Here is a 20,663-nt window from a genome sequence, read left to right on the forward strand (position 1 = left end):
GTGTTCACGAATAAATCGGCTATGAAGAGGAAGAAGTCATAAGGGCACTTATGCGCAGAGAGCGTTGGGCTTGCTGAAACCATCGCCTTAATCCCTTACGTACGAAGTCACCTCGGAGCTGTTTTCCTGAAGACTTACGGCATTGTCTGTAAGCACTAGGGAGAATCGGAAAAGCACACGTTATCGTGCTGAGGGTATTGTTCTAGGCGAACATACCTGCTAAGGCTGTATGCTGTGAGGCATGTAGCAAATTTGGGTGGTACCACGGAAGCTTAAACCCCTTTCGTCCCGTTTAACACGTTACGTGCGTGTACGGGATGAACAGGGGTTTTTCTTATTGTCTAAGAAAGCTCGAAGTATAACATGGACTTACTTTTTGAGAGGAGGATCACAATGAATGTTCAAACTGAACCAAAGAGGTCAAAAGAAGAACTGATTGACAAGCTGATGAAGCCGGATCTGATCACAGGATCTGAGATTTTGCTAAGAAGCTTATTGCTGGAGGGTGTGGATTGCGTCTTTGGATATCCGGGCGGCGCTGTTCTGTACATCTACGATGCGATGCATGGCTTTTCCGATTTTAACCACCTACTGACAAGACATGAGCAAGGAGCCATTCACGCTGCCGATGGATATGCACGTTCCACAGGCAAGGTTGGCGTATGTATCGCTACATCAGGGCCGGGGGCTACGAATCTCGTCACGGGGATAGCTACCGCCTATATGGATTCTGTTCCGCTCGTTGTTATTACAGGGAACGTTGCAACGAACTTTATCGGTACGGATGCTTTCCAAGAGGCAGATATTACGGGGATTACAATGCCGATTACGAAACATAGCTACTTGGTTCGTGATGTAGAAGATCTGCCGCGCATCATTCATGAAGCGTTCCATATTGCGAACTCAGGTCGTAAAGGTCCGGTTCTCATTGACATACCAAAGGATGTCTCCGCTCATAAAACGATATTTAAGCCGGTAACCGAAGTAAACATCCGCGGCTATAATCCGACTGTTCAGCCTAACAAGCTGCAAGTTGACAAGTTGCTCAAAGCGATCGAAGAAGCTGAACGTCCAGTGATCATCGCAGGTGGCGGCGTTGTCTACTCAGACGCTTCCAAAGAGCTGATCGAGTTCGTGAATGCTACGCAAATTCCGGTAGCAACTACGCTGCTTGGACTCAGCGGATTCCCAAGTGCCCACGAGCTATGGCTCGGTATGCCGGGGATGCACGGAACGTACACGGCGAACACAGCCATTCAGAATGCGGATCTCCTGATTTCCATCGGTTCAAGATTCGATGACCGTGTGACAATGAACTTGGACGGTTTTGCACCGAAGGTGAAAACAATCGCACATATCGATGTGGATCCTGCGGAAATCGGCAAAAACGTCAAAACGGATATCCCGTGTGTTGGCGATGTGAAAGCTGTTCTTGCTTTAGCGAATCTGAAAGCGAAGCCTGCGAAAAGCGAAGCTTGGATTGCTGAAGTTCAAGCGAACAAAGAGAAGTTCCCGCTTAAATACGGTGATACAGAAACCGAATTGAAGCCTCAATACGTGGTTGAAATGATCAGCGAAACGACAAACGGTGAAGCGATTGTAACAACTGACGTTGGTCAGCACCAGATGTGGGCTGCTCAATTCTACAAATTCAAAAACCCTCGCTCCCTGGTAACGTCCGGTGGACTTGGTACGATGGGCTTTGGATTCCCATCCGCGATTGGTGCGCAAATGGGGAACCCGGATAAACTGGTTGTATCCATCAATGGCGACGGCGGCGTTCAAATGTGCGCGCAAGAGCTTGCGATCTGTGCAATTCACAACATTCCGGTGAAAATTGTTATTTTGAATAACCAAGTACTTGGCATGGTTCGTCAATGGCAGGAAATCATCTATGACAACCGCTACAGCCATATTGATTTGGCCGGCAGCCCTGATTTCGTGAAGTTGGCTGAAGCTTACGGCGTGAAAGGCCTGCGTGCCACGACGAAAGCAGAAGCAAGAAAAGCTTGGCAGGAAGCGCTTGATACACCTGGACCGGTCTTGATTGATTTCGTCGTACCAAAAGGAGAGAACGTGTTCCCGATGGTTAAAGCGGGCGATACAATTAGCGACATGTTAATGGGGGATTCGGAATGATGACGACAACTAAACATACAGTTTCCGTACTCGTAAACAATCAGCCTGGTGTTCTGCAGCGAGTATCCGGTTTGTTCGGACGCAGAGGCTTTAATATCGAAAGTATTACTGTAGGGGAGTCCGAAGAACTCGGACTTTCCCGAATGGTTATTGTAACAACGGGGGATGACAGCACTTTGGAGCAAATTTCCAAGCAGCTGTACAAGCTGATTGATGTCATTAAAGTCATCGACCTCAGCTCCAACCCGATGGTCGCTAGAGAATTAGCACTTATTAAAGTAAATGCTGAACCTATCATGCGTCCTGAAATACTCGGAATTGTCGAAACATTCCGTGCCGCGGTTGTCGATATTGGTCCATCTTCAATTATCGTGCAAGTTGTCGGAGATTCAGATAAAATAGATGCTATGGTAGAATTGCTTCGTCCATACGGTATCCGTGAGCTCTCCCGTACGGGAGCAACGGCGATGATTCGGGGCTCAGTTAAATAAATAATAGTCAACAATGTGAAAAAGTAGGGAAAGCCTCCTTGAGTGGGGCTTTGAGCGATGGACTCTTTAGCGCTTTAAAAGGCTAGTTGTTCAGAGTTAATCGTTGAAACACCCACTCAAGGGGTAGACAATACGGATTCATCATATTAAAGGAGGATTTATACGAAATGGCAGTTACTACTTACTATGAAAAAGATGCAGACTTAGCGGTACTTAAAGGCAAAACGATTGCAGTTGTTGGTTATGGTTCCCAAGGGCACGCTCAAGCGCAAAACTTGCGTGACAGCGGTTTGAACGTAATTATTGGTCTTCGTGAAGGCCGTTCCTGGAACGCAGCAAAAAATGACGGTTTCGAAGTTGTATCCGTTGAAGAAGCAGCAGCACGCGCTGATGTTATTCAAATCTTGATGCCGGATGAAACGCAAGCTCGCGTATACCGTGAGTCCATTCAACCGAACATGAAAAAAGGCGCAGCTTTGATGTTCTCCCACGGGTTCAACATCCATTTTGGCCAAATCGTAGCTCCTGAAGGTACAGATGTATTCTTGGTTGCTCCTAAATCCCCAGGTCACATGGTACGTCGTACTTATGTTGAAGGCTTCGGCGTTCCTGGTCTGATCGCGATCGAGAAAGACGCTACAGGCAACGCAAAAGCAATCGGACTTGCTTATGCAAAAGGTATTGGCTGTACGCGCGCAGGGGTTATCGAAACTTCCTTCCGCGAAGAAACAGAAACGGATCTGTTCGGTGAGCAAGCAGTTCTTTGTGGCGGTGCTTCTGAACTGGTTAAAGCAGGTTTCGAAACATTGGTTGAAGCTGGATATGCGCCAGAAATGGCTTACTTCGAGTGCTTGCACGAATTGAAATTGATCGTTGACATGATGTATGAAGGAGGAATCTCCTCCATGCGCAGCTCCATCTCCAACACAGCGGAGTATGGTGACTATGTAACAGGACCTCGCATCATCACAGCTGAAACGAAAAAAGAGATGAAAGCTGTTCTTGCTGACATCCAACAAGGTAAATTCGCTCGCGACTTCATCTTGGAGAACCAATCCAACTTCGCGTTCATGAACGCGACTCGCCGCAACGAAGCTCAACACCCAATCGAAGTTACGGGTGCTCAATTGCGCGAAATGATGCACTGGATCAAAAAGTAATGTAATGCCTTATTCAATCATATAGTTATTCATCCCACAGGGAGTGATTGCGGAGAATTTCCCAGTCACTCCCTGTGAATACTATGTAGACGAGTAAAAATTTAGGCGTAAATTTTTAAAACCTTCTTCGAAATGCCCAGTGGAGAGCTCAGTGTTTGTCGGAGAAGCGAAGCGTTCGTATTTGAAAACATGTCCCGACCTTTTGTTTAATTAAGATGAGGGGACATGGTTTCAAGAAACGATCGGAGACAAATACTGAAGATCGCAACGGTCAGCAGTTTGAATTAGGTTTTAACTCATTTACTAGAAATCTTTTAGGAGGTGACCATGGTGCGCAAAATCTACATCTTTGATACAACGCTCAGAGACGGAGAACAATCGCCAGGCGTGAACCTGAATACACAGGAGAAGGTCGAAATCGCGCTTCAACTAGAGAAGCTGGGTGTCGATCGGATGGAGGCCGGCTTCCCGGCTGCATCACCTGGTGACTTGGCAGGCGTTAATGCTGTAGCAAGAGCGATTAAGAACGCCTCAGTAATCGGGCTGTCCCGCTCGAAGGAGACTGACATCGAGGCTGTCCGTGAAGCGCTGCAGGGCGCTCAGGACCCATGCATTCATTTGTTCCTGGCGACGTCCCCAATCCATCGGAAGCATAAGCTGAAGATGGAGAAGCACCAAGTGCTGGAGACAGCGGAAGCTGCGATTAAATATGCGAAGAAGTATTTCAGCAAAATCGAGTTTTCACTCGAGGATGCCGGACGTACGGAGCTTGATTTCATCGCAGAAGTAACGGCAATGGCGATCCGCGCCGGCGCTTCGGTCGTGAATATTCCGGATACAGTCGGTTATATGACACCGTACGACTACGGGAATATTTTCAAAATGCTGAAGGACACGGTCCCAGGCATTGAGAAAATCCAGCTGAGCGCGCACTGCCATGACGATCTTGGCATGGCGACAGCTAACGCGCTAGCGGCGGTTCTGAATGGTGCCGATCAAATCGAAGGCACCATCAACGGCATTGGCGAGCGAGCAGGGAACACCTCGATCGAGGAAGTTGTCCTGGCGCTGGAAACACGCCAGGACTTCTACCAAGCGAAAACATCGCTTGTGTTGAACGAGATCTACCGCACCAGCCGTTTGGTCAGCAAGCTGACCGGCATGGTGGTGCCAGGCAATAAAGCGATCGTCGGCGCTAACGCGTTCGCGCATGAGTCCGGCATCCATCAGGATGGGATGCTCAAAGAGAAAACGACCTACGAGATTATTTCCCCGGAGACCATTGGGGTCAAGGAAAGTAAGCTCGTGATGGGTAAACACTCCGGCCGCCATGCGTTCCGTGAGAAGTTGATCGACCTCGGCTACGACCTCGCAGACGAGCAAGTGAACGTGGCGTTCGGCAAGTTCAAGGATTTGGCCGACCGCAAGAAGCAGGTGGAAGACGAAGATATCCGCGCGCTGATCGAAGAGAAGTTGATCGAAACGCCGGAAATTTATGCGCTTGGCACGCTTCAAGTGGCTTACGGCAATCAAATGACACCGACAGCGACTGTGCACATTCGTTTCCAAGACGGCGGCGAAGTAACGGAAAGCGCTGTGGGTAACGGTTCTGTTGATGCGATTTACAATGCCATTGACAAAGCGACGAAGGAAGAAGTCGAGCTGGATGACTACTCCATCAAGTCTGTCTCTCACGGGAAAGATGCGCTCGGGGAAGTGCATGTCGTTCTGAAACAGAACGATGTGTCCGTTCAAGGACGCGGCATCTCCACAGATATTCTGGAAGCAAGCGCCAAGGCTTACCTGGACGCTGTGAACAGACTTATTGATAAACGCAAAACCCCAACAAGCAATAGAAGCAACGTTACGTTGATTTAATAACCTAAGTCCACGGGACTGCTAGATAAGCACCTCACCTCCAAACTAGAGGAGGGGTGCTTTCTACAAATGCGAAAGGATGCGTCCATTATGAAATATCGATTTTCCAAATCGCTAGAAGGTTTCTCATCCTCGGCGGTAAGAGAAATTCTGAAGCTGACTCAAGGAAGCTCAATTATTTCTTTTGCTGGCGGATTGCCAGCGGAAGAGTTTTTCCCATTGGACGCGGTAAGCGATGCGTTTAAACGAGTTGTTGGTGGCGGGAAATCAGCGCTGCAGTACGGATTAACCGAAGGGTACAAGCCGCTGCGCGAGTCCTTATGCAAACGTATGGCTGCCAAAAACATGCACGTCACGCCAGACGAGATGCTTCTAACGACAGGTTCCCAGCAAGCGATTGATTTGTTGACGCGCGTATACATTGATGAAGGCGATGTCATCTTGGTCGAAAGACCGACTTACTTGGCGGCGATTCAAGTTTTCCAAGCCAAAGGCGCGAAGATTTACTCCGTTGATAGCGATAACGACGGTATGATTCTTGAGGATTTGGCTGCAAAGGTTGCTGAACATAATCCTAAGTTGGTTTATGTCATTCCGACATTTTCGAATCCCGCAGGCCGTGCGTGGAGCTTAGAGCGCCGTCAAGGATTGCTGAACATTTGCCGCGAAGCGGATGTCCTGATTCTTGAGGATGACCCTTATGGTGAAATTCAATTTGATGAGAATGAAACGTATCCATCCATTTTCTCGCTTGGCGGTAAAGCCGAGGGCGGTAATGTGGTGTACACGAGCACCTTCTCCAAAACGGTAGCACCTGCTTTCCGGACAGGCTGGGTGATGGGGGATGAGACGCTCATTCGTCAAATCGCTCGTTTCAAACAGTCGGCGGATCTGCACTCCAGTACGATTGATCAGCAAACGCTGTATCATCTGCTTGAGCATTTTGATCTTGACGCGCACATTTCTCTGATTCGTGAGCAATATTTGGATCGGATGAAGTTCATGTCGGGTCTATTGAAAGAGTTGAATTGGCCGGGTCTGAAGTGGGAAGAACCGAAGGGCGGCATGTTTATCTGGGTGGAACTTCCGCCAGGTATTCGCGCAGAGGATCTGCTGAAAATTGCGGTAAAAGAAGGCGTGGCTTTTGTTCCCGGGTCCACATTTTATGCGGAGAACCCACAGTACAACACGATGCGTCTGAATTACACGCACACAGATCGTGAGAACACGATTCTTGGTATGCAAAAACTGGCGAAAGCTATGGAATCTTACCTACAAAGCGTATAAAAAGAAGGGACTATCCCGAGAGTAGATGTTTCTACTGTTGAGATAGTCCTTTTGTTATTGGCTTGCCAAATGGCTGCGAATCTAAATTTGATGAAAACTTAATCATTTAACTGGATTGGGAGACCAGATCTAACAGATTAAACATGGATGGTACAAATCCTTCGATTGTATGATGAAGCAGTTCGTTGTCTTTATATTACATTTGAAAGGGTGTTTGGAATGAAGCTTCTGGTTCTGATCCATGTGCTTTCAGCCATCATCGGGGTAGGCCCGACGTATTTCGCCCACGTGCTTCTTAGGAAAAATCAATCGCTGGATGAACTTCGCTCGTCTTTACGGGTAGGGGCACGGCTTGAGATTTTTCCGAAAATAGGAGGAACGCTTGCTGTATTGACAGGATTACTGCTGATTTGGCTGGGCGATTACGGCTCCTTCATGCAAATTTGGCTGTTCGGATCGGTGGTTGCTTACGTGCTGATTCAAATTATTGCCATTGGCTTCGCCACGCCCTATCAGAAAAAGCTCGGAGGTTGGGTACTCGATCCAGCCAATCACAAGGCGTCGAACTTGCCAGCCGAGCAGCTCATGCAATGGATAAAGGCACGCAACTATTTCTATGGTGCATCGGCTATTGGTCTTATTTTGTTCATTTTTATGATTGTAAAGCCCAGCTAGTGAAAGGTGAAAATTAAACGTGTATTTGTATAAAACAGAGCGGCAATAGGGATGTATGTTCCCAGACTGCCGCTCTGTTTTTCAATTGTAAATTAAGGGTTCACGATCTGAGCCAAGGCTTCACGGATTGGCGTTGCCGGGCGCCCGAGCAGCTTCTCGAAATCATCGCTTTTGATCTCCAGCGTACCTTCCCGAATCCCTTGTTGAATACCTAGAAGGATAGGGACGACGAAGTCGGGTACTCCTACGCTTTTCATAATATCCCCATATGTGGCGTCATCGACCTGCTGGACAAGAACTTCCTTGCCTAGTACCTCACCAAGAGCGGACGTGAGCTCAGCTTGCGTGTGTAATTGACCTGAAAGCTCATATATTTTATTCTCGTGTCCGTTCCCTACTAAAACAGCTGCTGCCGCCTCTGCGTATTCTTGCTGCAGTGCCCAACCTACCTTGCCGGAGCCGGCAGAGGTCACCCACGGAGCTCCAGCCACCACGCCTTGAATACTCGACAGTTCATTCTCCAGATACCAGTTGTTGCGCAGGAAGGTATAAGGAATGCCGGTTTTGACGATGGCTTCTTCTGTTGTACGGTGCACTGGGGCCAAGAAATTAGTGCTGTTACTTGCATTAGCTATGCTGGTATAAGCAATAAATATAACTCCAGCAAGCGCTGCAGCAGCTACAGCATTGGAGTGCTGTCGAATTCTTGTTTCCGTATCTCCATCCGCCGATATAATCAATAAGCGATCGATTCCTGCAAAAGCAGTTTGCAAGGTTTCTGGACGATCAAAATCCCCTAGGCGAATGTCTACGCCGCGAGCACGCAATCCTTCAGCTTTCTCCGGATTACGGACACTCACAGCCAGTTGACTTGCTGGTACTGTTTTCAACAATGTTTCTACTACTTTCGAGCCTAATTTTCCTGTCGCGCCAGTGACTAAAATTTTCATGTTATAATCCTCCTAAAATTTTTGTTGTAATCATTTTTGTTATAACAATAACTGTTACAACTTATATATAAAATAAAAGCTCTCTATATGGAGCTCCTATTTATTTGAATTTCACGGTAAGTTGACTCAAAGTCGTCTGTGCCAGCCTGTGTTCCATAGCGGATTGAGCCTCGCTTAGCTCCGACTGAAGAACGGATTCGATGTTCCGCCCGACGGGGCATCCCTCATTCGGATCTTCGTGAAACCGGAATAATTGGTTATCTTCAATGACGTGTACAGCCCGGTAAATATCCAGAAGCGTAATGTCCTCCGGTGTTTTGAGCAGAGAAGCGCCTCCAACTCCTGGGCGTACTTCCACTAATCCTGCTTTTTTCAACAAACCCATAATTCTTCGGATCACCACAGGGTTGGTATTCACACTTTCCGCAATGTAATCGCCTGTACAGTCCTCGCTCGAACTGACGGCAATCAAGCAAAGTGTATGTACAGCAATTGAAAAACGCGAACTGATTTGTTTCAAAATCATTCACCACCGTTGTAACTATTATAGTTACTACTCGGAAAGGTGTCAATATCCTTATTTTTAAAAGGAGCTTGAATTCTGTTATATAAGGTTATAGGAGGAACCTATTAAAGCAATAGCTTTTATATCTAATGAAAAGGGTTATCTTATGTTACAATGAGAGCATCATATAGTCGATAGAGATGCTTACCAAGCAGCTTTACTAATTGAAGGAGTGAATGACAGTCATGGCAGATGTGAAAAAAATTGCTGTAATCGCTGGAGACGGCATTGGTCCAGAAGTCGTTGCAGAAGCGGAAAAAGTATTGAAACGTACCGAAGAACTTTTCGGTTACCAATTTGAAACAGAACATGCTTTGTTCGGTGGAATTGCCATTGATCAAACAGGTACACCGCTTCCGGAAGAAACATTGAAAGTTTGTCAATCCGCAGATGCAGTTCTTCTAGGAGCTGTAGGTGGACCGAAATGGGATAACAACCCGAAAGAAACGCGTCCGGAAACAGGTCTTCTAGGTATTCGTAAAGCGCTTGGTTTGTTCTCTAACATTCGTCCGGCTTTCATCTTTGACTGCTTGAAAGAAGCTTCCACATTGAAACCGGAAGTACTTGAAGGAACGGATTTGATCGTTGTTCGTGAATTGACAGGCGGTATCTACTTCGGTGAGAAATTCCGTCGCGAAACGGCAAACGGTCAAGAAGCTGTAGATACTTGCGCGTATAACGTTTCTGAAATCGAGCGTATTGCTCGTCAAGCGTTTGACATCGCACGCACACGCCGCAAAAAGCTTGCTTCCGTTGACAAAGCAAACGTTCTGGAAACTTCTCGCCTATGGCGCGAAACGGTTAACCGTATTGCGGTTGACTATCCGGATGTTGAGCTTGAGCACGTGTTGGTAGATAACTGTGCAATGCAATTGCTTCGCCGTCCGTCTTCCTTCGACGTTATCGTGACAGAGAACATGTTCGGCGACATCTTGAGCGACGAAGCTGCAATGCTGACAGGTTCCATCGGGATGCTGGCATCCGCATCACTTGGCGAAGGCAGCTTCGGCTTGTATGAGCCGGTACACGGTTCTGCCCCTGATATTGCAGGCCAAGGTATTTCCAACCCAATCGCAACGATTCTATCCGTTGCTTTGATGTTCCGCTTGACTTTCGGGTACCACGATGCAGCGGATTCCATCGAACGCGCCGTGAAAGAAGTGCTTGATGCAGGCAACCGCACAGGCGACATCGCTGTCGATAAGAGTAAAGCAATCGGAACATTGGCTATGGGCCAACTGATTGTAGACGCTATGCGCAAATAAGAATAAGAGCTTGTCCGCTAAGCATTTGTGCTGCAGCGAGCAAGCTCTTTTTTTAGTGTTGCTTGGGGAAAATGAGTGGGCAAACGTAGTCTACGTTGCATTTTGTACATGATAGATACGCATTTACTAGGTTATGCTCTCCTTCATTGTACAAAGTACAATCACTAGAGGACAAAAGAGCGAATATAGGCGTTTTCACGCCTCTAAGTTGCATAAAGTACAGCAAGGACGCATTTCTAGTACCTAATTTAGTGAAAATGTTGTATAAAATACAACATAGAGTGAGACTGTCTATGCTATGCGCATAGGTATACGATGGCAGCACAGCGTCAACCTGGATGGAAAAGGTAGCGCCATTAAACGTGTTCAAGGACCTTTCATATTTTAAAGTAATTATTATCTTGTATGTGGTCTAATTATTGACTTTCATCTATTCGAATGATACCATTTTATACGAAGAAGATAGATTTGAGGAGGAATTATACACATGGCAGAGCGTTTAGTTGGTAAACAAGCTCCAGATTTTACAATGGAGACAGCTACAGGTGATGGTACAGGGTTTGGCAAAGTATCTTTGTCCGACTACAAAGGCAAATGGTTAGTATTGTTCTTCTACCCATTGGACTTCACATTCGTATGTCCGACAGAAATTACAGCGCTTAGCTATGCTGCTGCTCAATTCAAAGAATTGGACACTGAAATTCTTGGCGTTTCCATCGACAGCATCCACACACACAAAGCATGGATCAATACACCTGTTAACGACAATGGTCTTGGCAAATTGGAATTCCCACTTGCTGCTGACATCACGAAATCCGTAGCACGTGACTACGGCGTTCTAATCGAAGAAGAAGGTATCGCACTTCGCGGTCTATTCATCATCGATCCAGAAGGCGAATTGAAATACGAAGTTGTTAACCACAACGATGTAGGCCGCAGCGTAGAAGAAACACTTCGCGTGCTTCAAGCGCTTCAATCCGGCGGATTGTGCCCAATGAACTGGAAACCAGGCGACAAAAACCTTGTCGTAAAATAAGCTTTTTTTACATAGACAAGCTCCTCTTGGCTGGCATGCGAATGCGGCGGGGGGAGCTTTTCTTCATGAAGGAGAATGAACGTGACCGTACCAACGCAGCTGCAATATACAAGAGATCATTATTGGATACGCATGGAAGGGAATGAGGCTGTCGTCGGCCTAACGGAAATAGGTTTGCTTGCGTGGGGGATGGTTTTATTCATCGAGCTTCCGGAACGTGGAGCTGTACTTGGGCAAGGTGATTATGCCGGCTCCTTGGAGACCGCCGAAAATGAGCATGACTTACTTGCGCCGTTATCCGGCGAGGTCATCGCTGTTAACATGCTGCTGGAGCGGGCAGTGATGATGCTGATTGAGTCACCTTATGATAAAGGGTGGCTGTTCAGAGTGGCATGCAGCGAGCCATCGGAGCTGGAGCAGCTGTGGGATGCGCAGACGTATGCGTCGAGTTATTCGTTTGAGTGAGGGGGCAATCGCAAGCCGCAGGACTACTTAACAGGGTCTTGCGGCTTTTTTATTGGCGAAGACGGCTGCTCTAGTTCTATTTAGGCAGTCTGCATGAGATTATGTCCAAAGCAAAGGTTTGAATCGAAGTTAATGGAATCAGCAAAAAAACCGCCGGGTAAACACTTAATCAAAAAGTGTTTACCCGGCGGTTCCGGTTACATTATTGTTTGGAGAGCTGTTTGTATTTGTTCAAGTACTTCACAACGGCAAGCACATAAGTCGCATGCGACCAGGTAAGCGGGGCGACAGAGACCGGATCGCCGGAGAAAGGATCCAATTGCTCCGACAGGACGCCGCTTTCCATAGCGTGTTTGACGACCCATTCTAATGTCTGGCGAGGCGCTTCGAGATCAGCGAGTGTTTTGGCGTATTCGATTTCCCACTCAGCGATCCAGAGCGTACAGATGATCCAAGGGTTTCCGGGTACATTCTCGATATCGGTGGAACGTTGGAAGTAATAATCATGATGATAGCGGGCAATGCCACCGACGTTTGTTTTAATTCTAAGACCTTCTTTATTCGCTTTCATGGTACCGACAACTCGCTCGTCGTCAGCAGGCAGGACCCCGAATTCAAAAATACCGTAAACCGAGCTTTCGAGCGTCATATCTTTGACCCATTGGCCGTCCTCCATATACAAACCGCGAACGAATCGGCCTTCATTCTCATCCCATAGATGCTTGAGAATACCGGCTTTAATTTTCTCCGCCGTATGCTTATAGCGGTTGCTGCGCTCTTCATCCCCGAAGAGGTTGCTGAAGTTGGAGGCTGCGATCAGTCCGCCATACACCGCTGAGGCGGTAAAGGTATAGATTCCGTAACGTTCTTCCCATAGATCGTAGCTCGGCTTCGGCAGGTTCAATTCCTGATCGATATAAGTGGACATGAATCTGGCCGCTCTGCGAATTAAATTGCGATAGAGAGATTGGGCAAACTCAAGGCTTCCATTTTTCTGGAAATCAGCCCAGAGAGCGAAGAGGACAAGGGCTGTTTCATCTTCTTGAATAGGGAGCTGGACACGTCCGGAATGAATATAAGGATGCCAACTGGAGCCTACGGTGCCGTCCGGATTATATTTATGATGCAGGTAACCTTCGGGAGACAGCACATTCGCACAGAAGTTGAAGAAAGGGATAATCATCCCTTGGTAGCCGGCCATGGACATGGAGTAAGCGATCAAGGCGCCGTCCCGAGGCCACATGTAGCTGTAATGATCGCGGTTGCTCTGCATGATGTCCGAATCGTTCGCGGCGATAATCGCGCCGTTCACATCGGTTTGCGTCCTGACAAGGAGCAAGCTTTGTTTGAAAAGGCGCTGCACATCGGGATTCAAATCTCCGTAATCCCTCTCGATCTTATTCGCCCACCGCTGCCAGTAAACCGTTACGCGATCGAGCAGCTTGCCGGGGTGGCTGTCTTTGACGTAGGCGTCAAGTTTCTTGACTTCCTCAAGTGTTTTGCCTGCACCCATCCAGTAGTAGAGCGTTTGGTCGGCATTTGGCGGCACAAACATGCGAAAGGAGATCGTGCTATCGACCGACCCTTGCGCAATGGCGTTGCCCATGAGATGCCCGTCTTCCGCATCGCGCCACGTGCCTTCCGCGTTATAAAATCTTTTGACACCTGTAGAGTATTGATAAATGCCTTCAGTTCCTGTGCTGCCATTGAACATGAAATATCTGTCTTTTTTATAGTGGAATACCGTATTCGTCAAAGGATAGAAGGCAGCGGTATCGCCGACCTCGGTTTCATTAATGAGCAAGTCCTGATTGAAGAACATTCTCACTTCGCGAACGGTATGTTTGTGATTCGTAATTTGGATCCGTTTGATATAAATATCCTCTCGCTGATGAACGCCGTCATTCATGAGTAAAGTGATGCCAAGACCAGGATGCGTAGCTCTTACTTCAGTAACAAGCGAATCTTCCACATAACCAAGCTGGAACTGCCACTCGGGGGAATTCAGCCAGGCAAAGTCACCATCCACCCAAATACCGACACGGCACTGATAACCGCCAATATGATTAAGCTGGCCTACGAAAGGATAGTACAGATCTCGCATATAGGAATGCTGATCGAGATTAATAAGAAATTTTCCGTTTCCGATGACCAGATGTCTAGGCAATACAATCACTTCCCCACTCTTTTGTTTGATTGTTCAGCAAGTTCAACCAAGTGCAAAATCTGTTCAAAACCGAGCACTGCTAGCACAAGGCCTGCCAATAGGTTACCTAATTATTACCAAGGAATCAATGTTTCTTTGAAAAAATTCTGAAAATTTCAACTGGTCACGCTTTCATTTGGCATAGATGTCCATATTATTTGATTATTTCCTTTTGATGCGGGATTATACCCGATGACTGTTCGTGTGCGATTAATTTCGTGTACAAAGCAGCCGTGATGGCACCGATCTGCTCCCATCCAAAGTTGTCATGGATTTTGGCCAAAGCCTGAGAGGCAAGTTCAGAAGCGGCAGCGGGATTTTGTAAAAGCTGAACAATTTGCCAAGCAAGCAGGTCAGCATCGCCTGCAGGAACCTTATATCCGTTAATTCCATGGTCTACGATGTCGGACAGACCTCCCGTATCCGAAACGATAAGCGGTGTACCGCTGGCCATCGCTTCCAAGGCCACAAGGCCGAACGGCTCGTAGAGGCTGGGGAATACGCAAAGTTCAGCATGGTGTAATAGCAGGCTTTTGTCCCGTTCGTCCAGGAAACCGGTGAAATGGACACTGTCGCCGAGTGGGGCGGCCGAGAGTTGGAGCGCTTCAAGTTCCGGTCCCGTACCGGCAATAACCAACTGAGCCATAGGATACTCCTTGTGAACGTGCTGCATGGCGCTAAGGAGGAGGTGCACGCCTTTCTCATAAACAAGCCTTCCGAGGAAAGCGATAATGGGACGAGCAGCATCTCCATGCGGAACCGAAAGTACGCGGGAAAGCTCCGGGTTAACCGCTGAACCATGAGCACCCGGTACCCGAAATGGCATAACGCCATTAGGGATATGGGTCATTTTATGAAAAGGAGTATGAAAAAGGTGCATAACTTCTTGCAGCATATAAGGACTGCAGACCACCAGGTGATCGGCTTCGTGCGTTAATTTATGTTCCAGGGCATGAATGCGCTTTTGCGCCGGCGTATCCAGTTTACCCAGATTGCGTCCCGATTCCGTTGCGTGAATCGTGGCCAGCAGCGGGAGGTGCAGGACCATCTTGCACTCTTTGGCGGTATAGTAGACGAGCCAATCATGAGCATGGATGATATCAAATTGTTGTCCTTGAGCAGATAAGCGCTGGACGGTATCCGAGAAAGCCAGGTTCATTTGAAACACCCAATCCAGGAAATGAAGAGGTTCAGTTGAAGAAAATACGTTTACACGATGTATATGAACGCCGTCGAGCAGCTCGTAGGACGAGCATTCAGGCGCCAAGCATGTGACGACATGGATCTCCAGACCACTCGCAGCAAGCTGAACAGATAGGTCACGAACGGCTCTGGCGAGACCCCCGATAACTCGTGGCGGATATTCCCAGGCAAGCATCAGAACGCGTGGTGGCCTAAGCGTATCCGGCTGTGAAGGGGCATGGCATGAACGCTCGGAGGCATCAGGGAAAAAGCTGATCGATGAAGCGGGCTGAAAAAGACGGTAATGCGCCTCAGGTAAAAAAGGCGTTTGACGTTCCAGCGCAAGCACAAGCTCGGAAAGCGTTTTATCTGACATTTCAGCTTTATCATCGTTGTCAAAAGTATCTAACAATTTATGGAAAGAAGCGAGATGCGTCTCAATTCGTTTTACGGCGTAGCTGGTTACCGTATCCGCATCCAGGATGAAGGTCCAGTCGCTGCTTTGCGCGAGCATCAACTCGCGCGCGGCTTGATTCAACGCACGAATCTGCAGGCCGCTGAGCAGCTCCGGCTTCCGGTGCTTAAACGCCGCAAGCACCAAGCGATCCTCCGCCGCGTGCAGCAGCGGATGCACCCACTGGCTGCGCGGCTGCAGCCAGACCTCGGCGAAGCCGCCACGGCCCCAGCTGGACTCCGGCAGCGTGGCCGCCGTGGTCGGCGCATAGGCGGCTGCGTAGCCGCCTAATGTCGCCGTATCGCAGCGCGCAGCGGCAAGGCCGCGCAGCACGGCCTCCAGCCACTGGTGGCCTTCGTGCCACCAGTGCCCGAACAGCTCGGCATCGTATGGACATACGATGACCGGCGGCTGCGGCGGCTGCTCCGCGCAGCGCCGAAGCTGCGCCACCCGGCTGGCGACGAAATGCTCAGCATGCTGCTGAGCTTTCTGCGCGGCCAGCGCCGGGTGGTAGGGCGCTTTGGCGTCACCCATGCCGGTGACGCGGTGGTACTTGAAGCCCGTATGAACGCGTGCGCCGTCCGGCAGCACATAGGGCTTCAAGTACTCCCACTCGGCCCCGCCGCTGCGGCCGAGGTCAAAGCCGATATCGCGGTAATATTCGCGATAGTCGGGATCGCTCGGGTAACCGCTTTCGGCGCTCCATACCTGAGCGCCGGCTTCGAGGTCCCGAGCGTAGGCGCACGCGCCGTTTGGCGTGCGCAGGGGATAGCTTGTGGATGCCCCAGACGCGGCAAACGCATGGGCATCCACAACGAAATAGCGCAGCCCCAGCGCCTGCAAGTGAGGCTCCAGGGCAGGCGTATAGCCGCACTCCGGCAGCCAGATGCCTGCCGGAGCGGATCCGAAATGCCGCCTGAATTCCTGGACGGCGGCTTCAAGCTGCGCGCGCAGCGCGGCGTCGTTCTTGACCAGGGGCAAGAAGGCATGTGTCGCGGCGCACGTGATTAACTCTAAGCAGCCTGAGCTTCTCAGGCTGCGGAATTTCCCGATGAGATCGCCACGCAGGCGATCGTACAAAGCAAGCAGCCGATGATAGTGATCGGCGTAGAGCCTGGCCGTGGGGCCGAAGTCGGCATGGCCCCATAGGCGAATCACCTCGCGCTGGGACAGCTCGCAGAGGGAGGCCAGATGCTTGCGAAGCCGTTTCTGCAAGCCGGTATCTTCCAGCATAGCAAGCAGCGGCGGAGAGAGGGATAAAGTCAGCGCGAAGGGCACGCCTTCCTCAAGCAGCCGATCCATCATTTCAATGAGAGGCAGATAGCTGTCCACAACCGCTTCGAAAAACCAACGTTCTTCTAACGTAATTTCCGCTTTATGATGACGCACGTAAGGGATATGGGCATGCAGGAGCAAAGCAACATAACCGTGTACGTTTGAGCTCAATTGAGATCGCCTCCGAATTCCGAATCTGCTGGGGGTGTGCACTTGGGTAAGTACACGGAATAGGCCGAGAAATACTCATGAGCTATAAGAGCCTTAAGCTGAATGGAAACGGCAGCAGGCCTGTAGGTAACTTGGTTTTCCAGTGTTGCAGCGTTTGAAGGAAATTCTTGATTCGTATGTATATGGGGAGTCTGAATCGTATTAGAACGCAGAAGCGGGAGAAATTGTCCCTGCTCATTCTTAATGCCGAGTTCTGCTAAGTACAACCGGCCTGGTAGAAAACCGTTCAGGAAGCAGCATTCTCCTTGTGGAAGGGGGAGTTCAGAAATCGTATCTGACAGGGGAGTGCTGACGGCTTGTTCGACAGTTGTTTCATAAAAACGCAGAGTGGGCTGAAGCAGGAGCCAGTCCGCTCCGAAGTGATCCTGCACCATCCTTTTTTTCCTCGAAGAGAGCTGCCAATAAGCAAAAAGATTAGCCGATGACTGCACCAGCAAGTGGAGTGTGTCCCTGTCATTGGAATGGGCAGAGAAAGCTTGAGTAGGAATCAGACTCACCTTTTCTTAGGTCGTAATGGGAAATAAATGGGATCAACCATTCGGACAACATTGTAGCATACGCACCTAGGAAACGAAAAATCTCCTCCTTTCAAGAAAGGGGAGATCTCCTGTATGTGCTTTACTTGATTGGAGGTTGACCTTCCATGTACCGGGTCTCCGTAAGCCTCATTAAAGAATCATATCGATTGACAGAACTTAGAATCAACAGATAATCATCCTGATTAATATTCGTATAAGATGCCTTGAAACCGGTATGATATTGAACCGTCATACTGGAAGATTGATCGTCATACTGCACAAAAGCGATCTGCCTGGAAACACTTGGAATCATATTCACGCCGCTCTCCCCTTCATCTTAAGACTTCGGATCACCCGCTAATGGATATATCTGTCATATAGTATGCTTATTGCAACACATTTAGAATGTGGTCTCGGTAGGAATGGACAAGCTCTTCGGCAAGAGCCGGATTCTGAGACTGGGCGACAAGCCTAAAAACAGGGTCTTCACTATCGGGCAGCAGCAAAATCCAACCATTTTCGTGATGAAATTTGATCCCGTCCACCAAATCAACAGGCGTATCCTTCGCCTTGTTCATCATGCTCCGCATCACTTCGCCCTTGGCGTCCCAAGGGCAATCGATTTGCTCGCGGTGCAGATAGAAACTAGGAATCAGAGATAGAAGCTCTGACAGCGGTAACCCGGTTCTGCCCAGATGAAGAACGACTAGTCCGATGGCAAAAAGCGAGTCGAACAAAGGATGCATCCGCGTCTGCTCCGTGGCTTCTAGAATGGCGCGTTCCCATTCCTTGGTGCGAACGATTGTTGCGCCTAGTCCCTCGGCCATGCTCTCCAGAAGCTCAGGAGCGCTGACAGGAGCGCCGACTGTTGCTCCCGGCCGACTGTGCAGGTAGCAGAGGTATAAGAAAACGGTTTGTAAATCCGTATCGACAAGCATTCCCTTCTCCGTCACTAGCTGCAAGCTGCGGCCGTCGTCCGACATGCGCAAACCCAAATTGGCCCCGGATAGCGATGTGAACAGGGGAAGTGGTTCCTGATTATTTGCCGTGGTCACATGAATCGCCTCCAGTCCCAATCTCTCGAAAAACGGCACCAGATAAGGCTGCAGCCAAGGGCTGGCTTCAATGACGATCTTCATTTTCGATAGGGGCAATTCTTCTCCTTCATCTGCGATTTCTTCAGACAAAGTACGCACATAGGTCTCAAACCAATGTGTTTCATCTTTATAGCTGCCAAGGCGCTCTATGGATGCTCGCCCATAATCCTCTTGCCAAAAGCTGTTTTCCACTTTGCGCTCGGCGGATCTTGTAATTGGCAGCCCTTCGGCATCCATGCAGGCCAGCAGGCACCGTTCGTTCTCCTTGCCGGACCAATCCAGATGGATACCACCTGCGGCACCCAAGTGACGAATGGCAAACGAAGCTGCCGGAGCCAGGCAATCTCCCAAATCAATGACATGCGTACCGACGGATTGCAGGCTTGCCGTCAAAGCGCGCTTGAGCAAACGAGTGAAGGTATGCGGGGCGCAGCTTACTGTGAGCGTTTTGCCGACAGCAAGGGTTGCCCCGTAAGCCGTGCCGAACTTGGCGGTCATCTCGGGCGTTAGTTCGAGATTGGGAAGTCCGCTGACTCCGCGGGTTTTGAATAGCGTTTTGGCAGCATGTTCCCCCCATATATGAGAAGTATGAAGGCGGGTTTTATCGCGAATTTGTTTATGGGGCCATATTTTCACATGAGGCTCGATCCGGCTCTTTTCCCCAATAATGACATGATTGCCAACGACCGACCCTTCGCCGAGATATGAGGCTTCTTTGCAAACAATGCGGCTGGTTAGCGTCGAACCGTCTAATTCGTTATGGGGGGCGATGTGGTTATGGTCCCATAGTACGCTGCGCGTGAGCTTGCTGCCCTTGGAAAGCCGATTATTTTCCCCGACGATGCAGTATTCTCCGAGTTCCACCCCGTCCTCAAGCTTGCTCCCTTTACCGATAAAAGCAGGTCCAACGACGTTGGCTGTTTCACTGGTTTCTACATCGTCCGCAATATATACGCGAGGCCGGATTTGGGTGCCGTGGATGTGGAGTTGTACCTTGCCATCGAGCATATCGAACTGGGTTTGCCGATACTGCTGTAAATTGCCGATGTCCATCCAGTATCCGCTGCTGACATAGCCGTAGAGCCCTCTATTTTCTTGAAGCAAGGCCGGGAAAAGCTGCTGGCTAAAATCAAATTCCTGGCCCGGCGGCACGCGCTCCAAGAGCTCTGGCTCCATGATATAGATGCCGGTATTCACCGTGTCGCTGAACACTTCGCCCCAGCTTGGTTTCTCCATGAAGCGGGTAATCAGGCCGTTCTGATCGGTCATGACCACGCCGTATTCCAGGGGATGAGGGACACGGGTCAGGAGTAACGTAGCTTTGGCTTGTTTTTCTTTATGAAAAGCGAGCGCCTGTTCCAAATCGAAATCGGTTAAGGCATCACCGCTAATGACAACGAAGGTATCGTTGAGAAACTCGTGCGCCTGCTTGACGCTTCCGGCTGTACCCAAGGGGCTGGTCTCTTCAAAATAGTGGAGATTAACGCCAAACGCTTCTCCATCGCCAAAATAGTCGCGAATCACTTCAGGTTTATACTGCATCGTGACGGCAATGTCTTGGATGCCATGTTTGTGCAGCAGCTCAATAATATAAGCCATGCACGGTCTTCCCAGGAGAGGCACCATGGGTTTGGGAAGATGGCAAGTAAGGGGGCGAAGCCGCGTGCCTTTGCCTCCAGCCATAATAACAGCCTTCATAGTGGGTCCTCCTTAGAGTTTTCGTTAGAAAACTTGCTTCGTAAGCATTTGCTTGAGTTTTCGTTAGAAAACTTGCTTCGTAAGCATTTGC

The 20,663-nt window shown here is 49.2% G+C and carries 16 protein-coding genes and 1 pseudogene; 9 read left to right on the plus strand and 8 right to left on the minus strand.

Features of this window, described 5'->3' with window-relative positions; all coding sequences use genetic code 11:
• Positions 1-393 precede the first annotated feature (393 nt).
• The 6 genes from ilvB (at position 394) to PCH02S_RS19070 (ending at position 7,630) form a co-directional block, all read left to right on the plus strand.
• Positions 394-2,139, plus strand: a complete 1,746-nt coding sequence (gene ilvB / locus PCH02S_RS19045) for a biosynthetic-type acetolactate synthase large subunit (protein WP_127455523.1) — start codon at positions 394-396, stop codon at positions 2,137-2,139.
• Entirely contained in the window at positions 2,139-2,630 is a 492-nt protein-coding gene (gene ilvN / locus PCH02S_RS19050) for an acetolactate synthase small subunit (protein WP_127455556.1), read from the plus strand. Before ilvB ends, ilvN begins: the two co-directional genes overlap by 1 nt.
• Positions 2,631-2,797: 167 nt before the next feature.
• Positions 2,798-3,790, plus strand: coding sequence for a ketol-acid reductoisomerase (gene ilvC / locus PCH02S_RS19055; RefSeq protein ID WP_127455524.1), 993 nt, complete (start codon positions 2,798-2,800; stop codon positions 3,788-3,790).
• 330 nt (positions 3,791-4,120) lie between these two features.
• A complete protein-coding gene (locus PCH02S_RS19060) occupies positions 4,121-5,668 on the plus strand; it encodes a 2-isopropylmalate synthase (RefSeq protein WP_127455557.1) in 1,548 nt (515 codons plus the stop codon).
• A 90-nt stretch (positions 5,669-5,758) separates the two neighbouring features.
• Positions 5,759-6,955: an aminotransferase-like domain-containing protein gene (locus PCH02S_RS19065; RefSeq protein WP_127455525.1), complete on the plus strand. Its 1,197-nt coding sequence runs from the start codon at positions 5,759-5,761 to the stop codon at positions 6,953-6,955.
• 219 nt (positions 6,956-7,174) lie between these two features.
• Positions 7,175-7,630, plus strand: coding sequence for a DUF2269 family protein (locus PCH02S_RS19070; protein ID WP_127455526.1), 456 nt, complete (start codon positions 7,175-7,177; stop codon positions 7,628-7,630).
• 92 nt (positions 7,631-7,722) lie between these two features.
• Here PCH02S_RS19070 and PCH02S_RS19075 read toward each other — a convergent pair whose 3' ends face one another.
• Entirely contained in the window at positions 7,723-8,580 is an 858-nt protein-coding gene (locus tag PCH02S_RS19075; RefSeq protein ID WP_127455527.1) for an SDR family oxidoreductase, read from the minus strand.
• Between the two features lie 100 nt (positions 8,581-8,680).
• The gene (locus PCH02S_RS19080; protein WP_127455528.1) at positions 8,681-9,100 is read right to left on the minus strand and encodes an Rrf2 family transcriptional regulator; all 420 of its coding nucleotides are present in this window, start codon (positions 9,098-9,100) and stop codon (positions 8,681-8,683) included.
• A 230-nt stretch (positions 9,101-9,330) separates the two neighbouring features.
• Here PCH02S_RS19080 and leuB point away from each other — a divergent pair, with 230 nt between their 5' ends.
• From leuB to PCH02S_RS19095, 3 genes are all read left to right on the plus strand, one after another.
• The gene (leuB, locus tag PCH02S_RS19085; RefSeq protein ID WP_127455529.1) at positions 9,331-10,410 is read left to right on the plus strand and encodes a 3-isopropylmalate dehydrogenase; all 1,080 of its coding nucleotides are present in this window, start codon (positions 9,331-9,333) and stop codon (positions 10,408-10,410) included.
• Between the two features lie 487 nt (positions 10,411-10,897).
• The gene (locus tag PCH02S_RS19090) at positions 10,898-11,446 is read left to right on the plus strand and encodes a peroxiredoxin (RefSeq protein WP_127455530.1); all 549 of its coding nucleotides are present in this window, start codon (positions 10,898-10,900) and stop codon (positions 11,444-11,446) included.
• 81 nt (positions 11,447-11,527) lie between these two features.
• Positions 11,528-11,911, plus strand: a complete 384-nt coding sequence (locus tag PCH02S_RS19095) for a glycine cleavage system protein H (protein ID WP_164819625.1) — start codon at positions 11,528-11,530, stop codon at positions 11,909-11,911.
• 202 nt (positions 11,912-12,113) lie between these two features.
• Here PCH02S_RS19095 and PCH02S_RS19100 read toward each other — a convergent pair whose 3' ends face one another.
• From PCH02S_RS19100 to PCH02S_RS19120, 6 genes and pseudogenes are all read right to left on the minus strand, one after another.
• Positions 12,114-14,078 (minus strand): glycoside hydrolase family 15 protein, encoded by a 1,965-nt coding sequence (locus tag PCH02S_RS19100; protein ID WP_127455532.1) that lies wholly within the window; start codon positions 14,076-14,078, stop codon positions 12,114-12,116.
• A 193-nt stretch (positions 14,079-14,271) separates the two neighbouring features.
• Complete coding sequence (locus PCH02S_RS19105; RefSeq protein WP_338112932.1) at positions 14,272-16,287, minus strand: 1,4-alpha-glucan branching protein domain-containing protein; 2,016 nt, start codon at positions 16,285-16,287, stop codon at positions 14,272-14,274.
• A 39-nt stretch (positions 16,288-16,326) separates the two neighbouring features.
• A pseudogene (locus tag PCH02S_RS36995) lies at positions 16,327-17,241 on the minus strand (1,4-alpha-glucan branching protein domain-containing protein); the annotation flags it as partial.
• Positions 17,196-17,756 carry a DUF4912 domain-containing protein gene (locus PCH02S_RS19110; RefSeq protein ID WP_127455534.1) on the minus strand — a complete coding sequence of 187 codons (561 nt, stop codon included), beginning with the start codon at positions 17,754-17,756 and terminating at the stop codon, positions 17,196-17,198. The pseudogene PCH02S_RS36995 and the gene PCH02S_RS19110, both read right to left, overlap by 46 nt.
• Before the next feature lie 121 nt (positions 17,757-17,877).
• Positions 17,878-18,090 (minus strand): hypothetical protein, encoded by a 213-nt coding sequence (locus tag PCH02S_RS19115; RefSeq protein WP_246069161.1) that lies wholly within the window; start codon positions 18,088-18,090, stop codon positions 17,878-17,880.
• A 73-nt stretch (positions 18,091-18,163) separates the two neighbouring features.
• Positions 18,164-20,572, minus strand: a complete 2,409-nt coding sequence (locus PCH02S_RS19120; RefSeq protein WP_127455536.1) for a sugar phosphate nucleotidyltransferase — start codon at positions 20,570-20,572, stop codon at positions 18,164-18,166.
• Positions 20,573-20,663 lie beyond the last annotated feature (91 nt).

This window comes from Paenibacillus chondroitinus NBRC 15376 (genome assembly GCF_004000765.1).
In the GTDB taxonomy this organism is placed as follows: Bacteria; Bacillota; Bacilli; order Paenibacillales; family NBRC-103111; genus Paenibacillus_E; species Paenibacillus_E chondroitinus.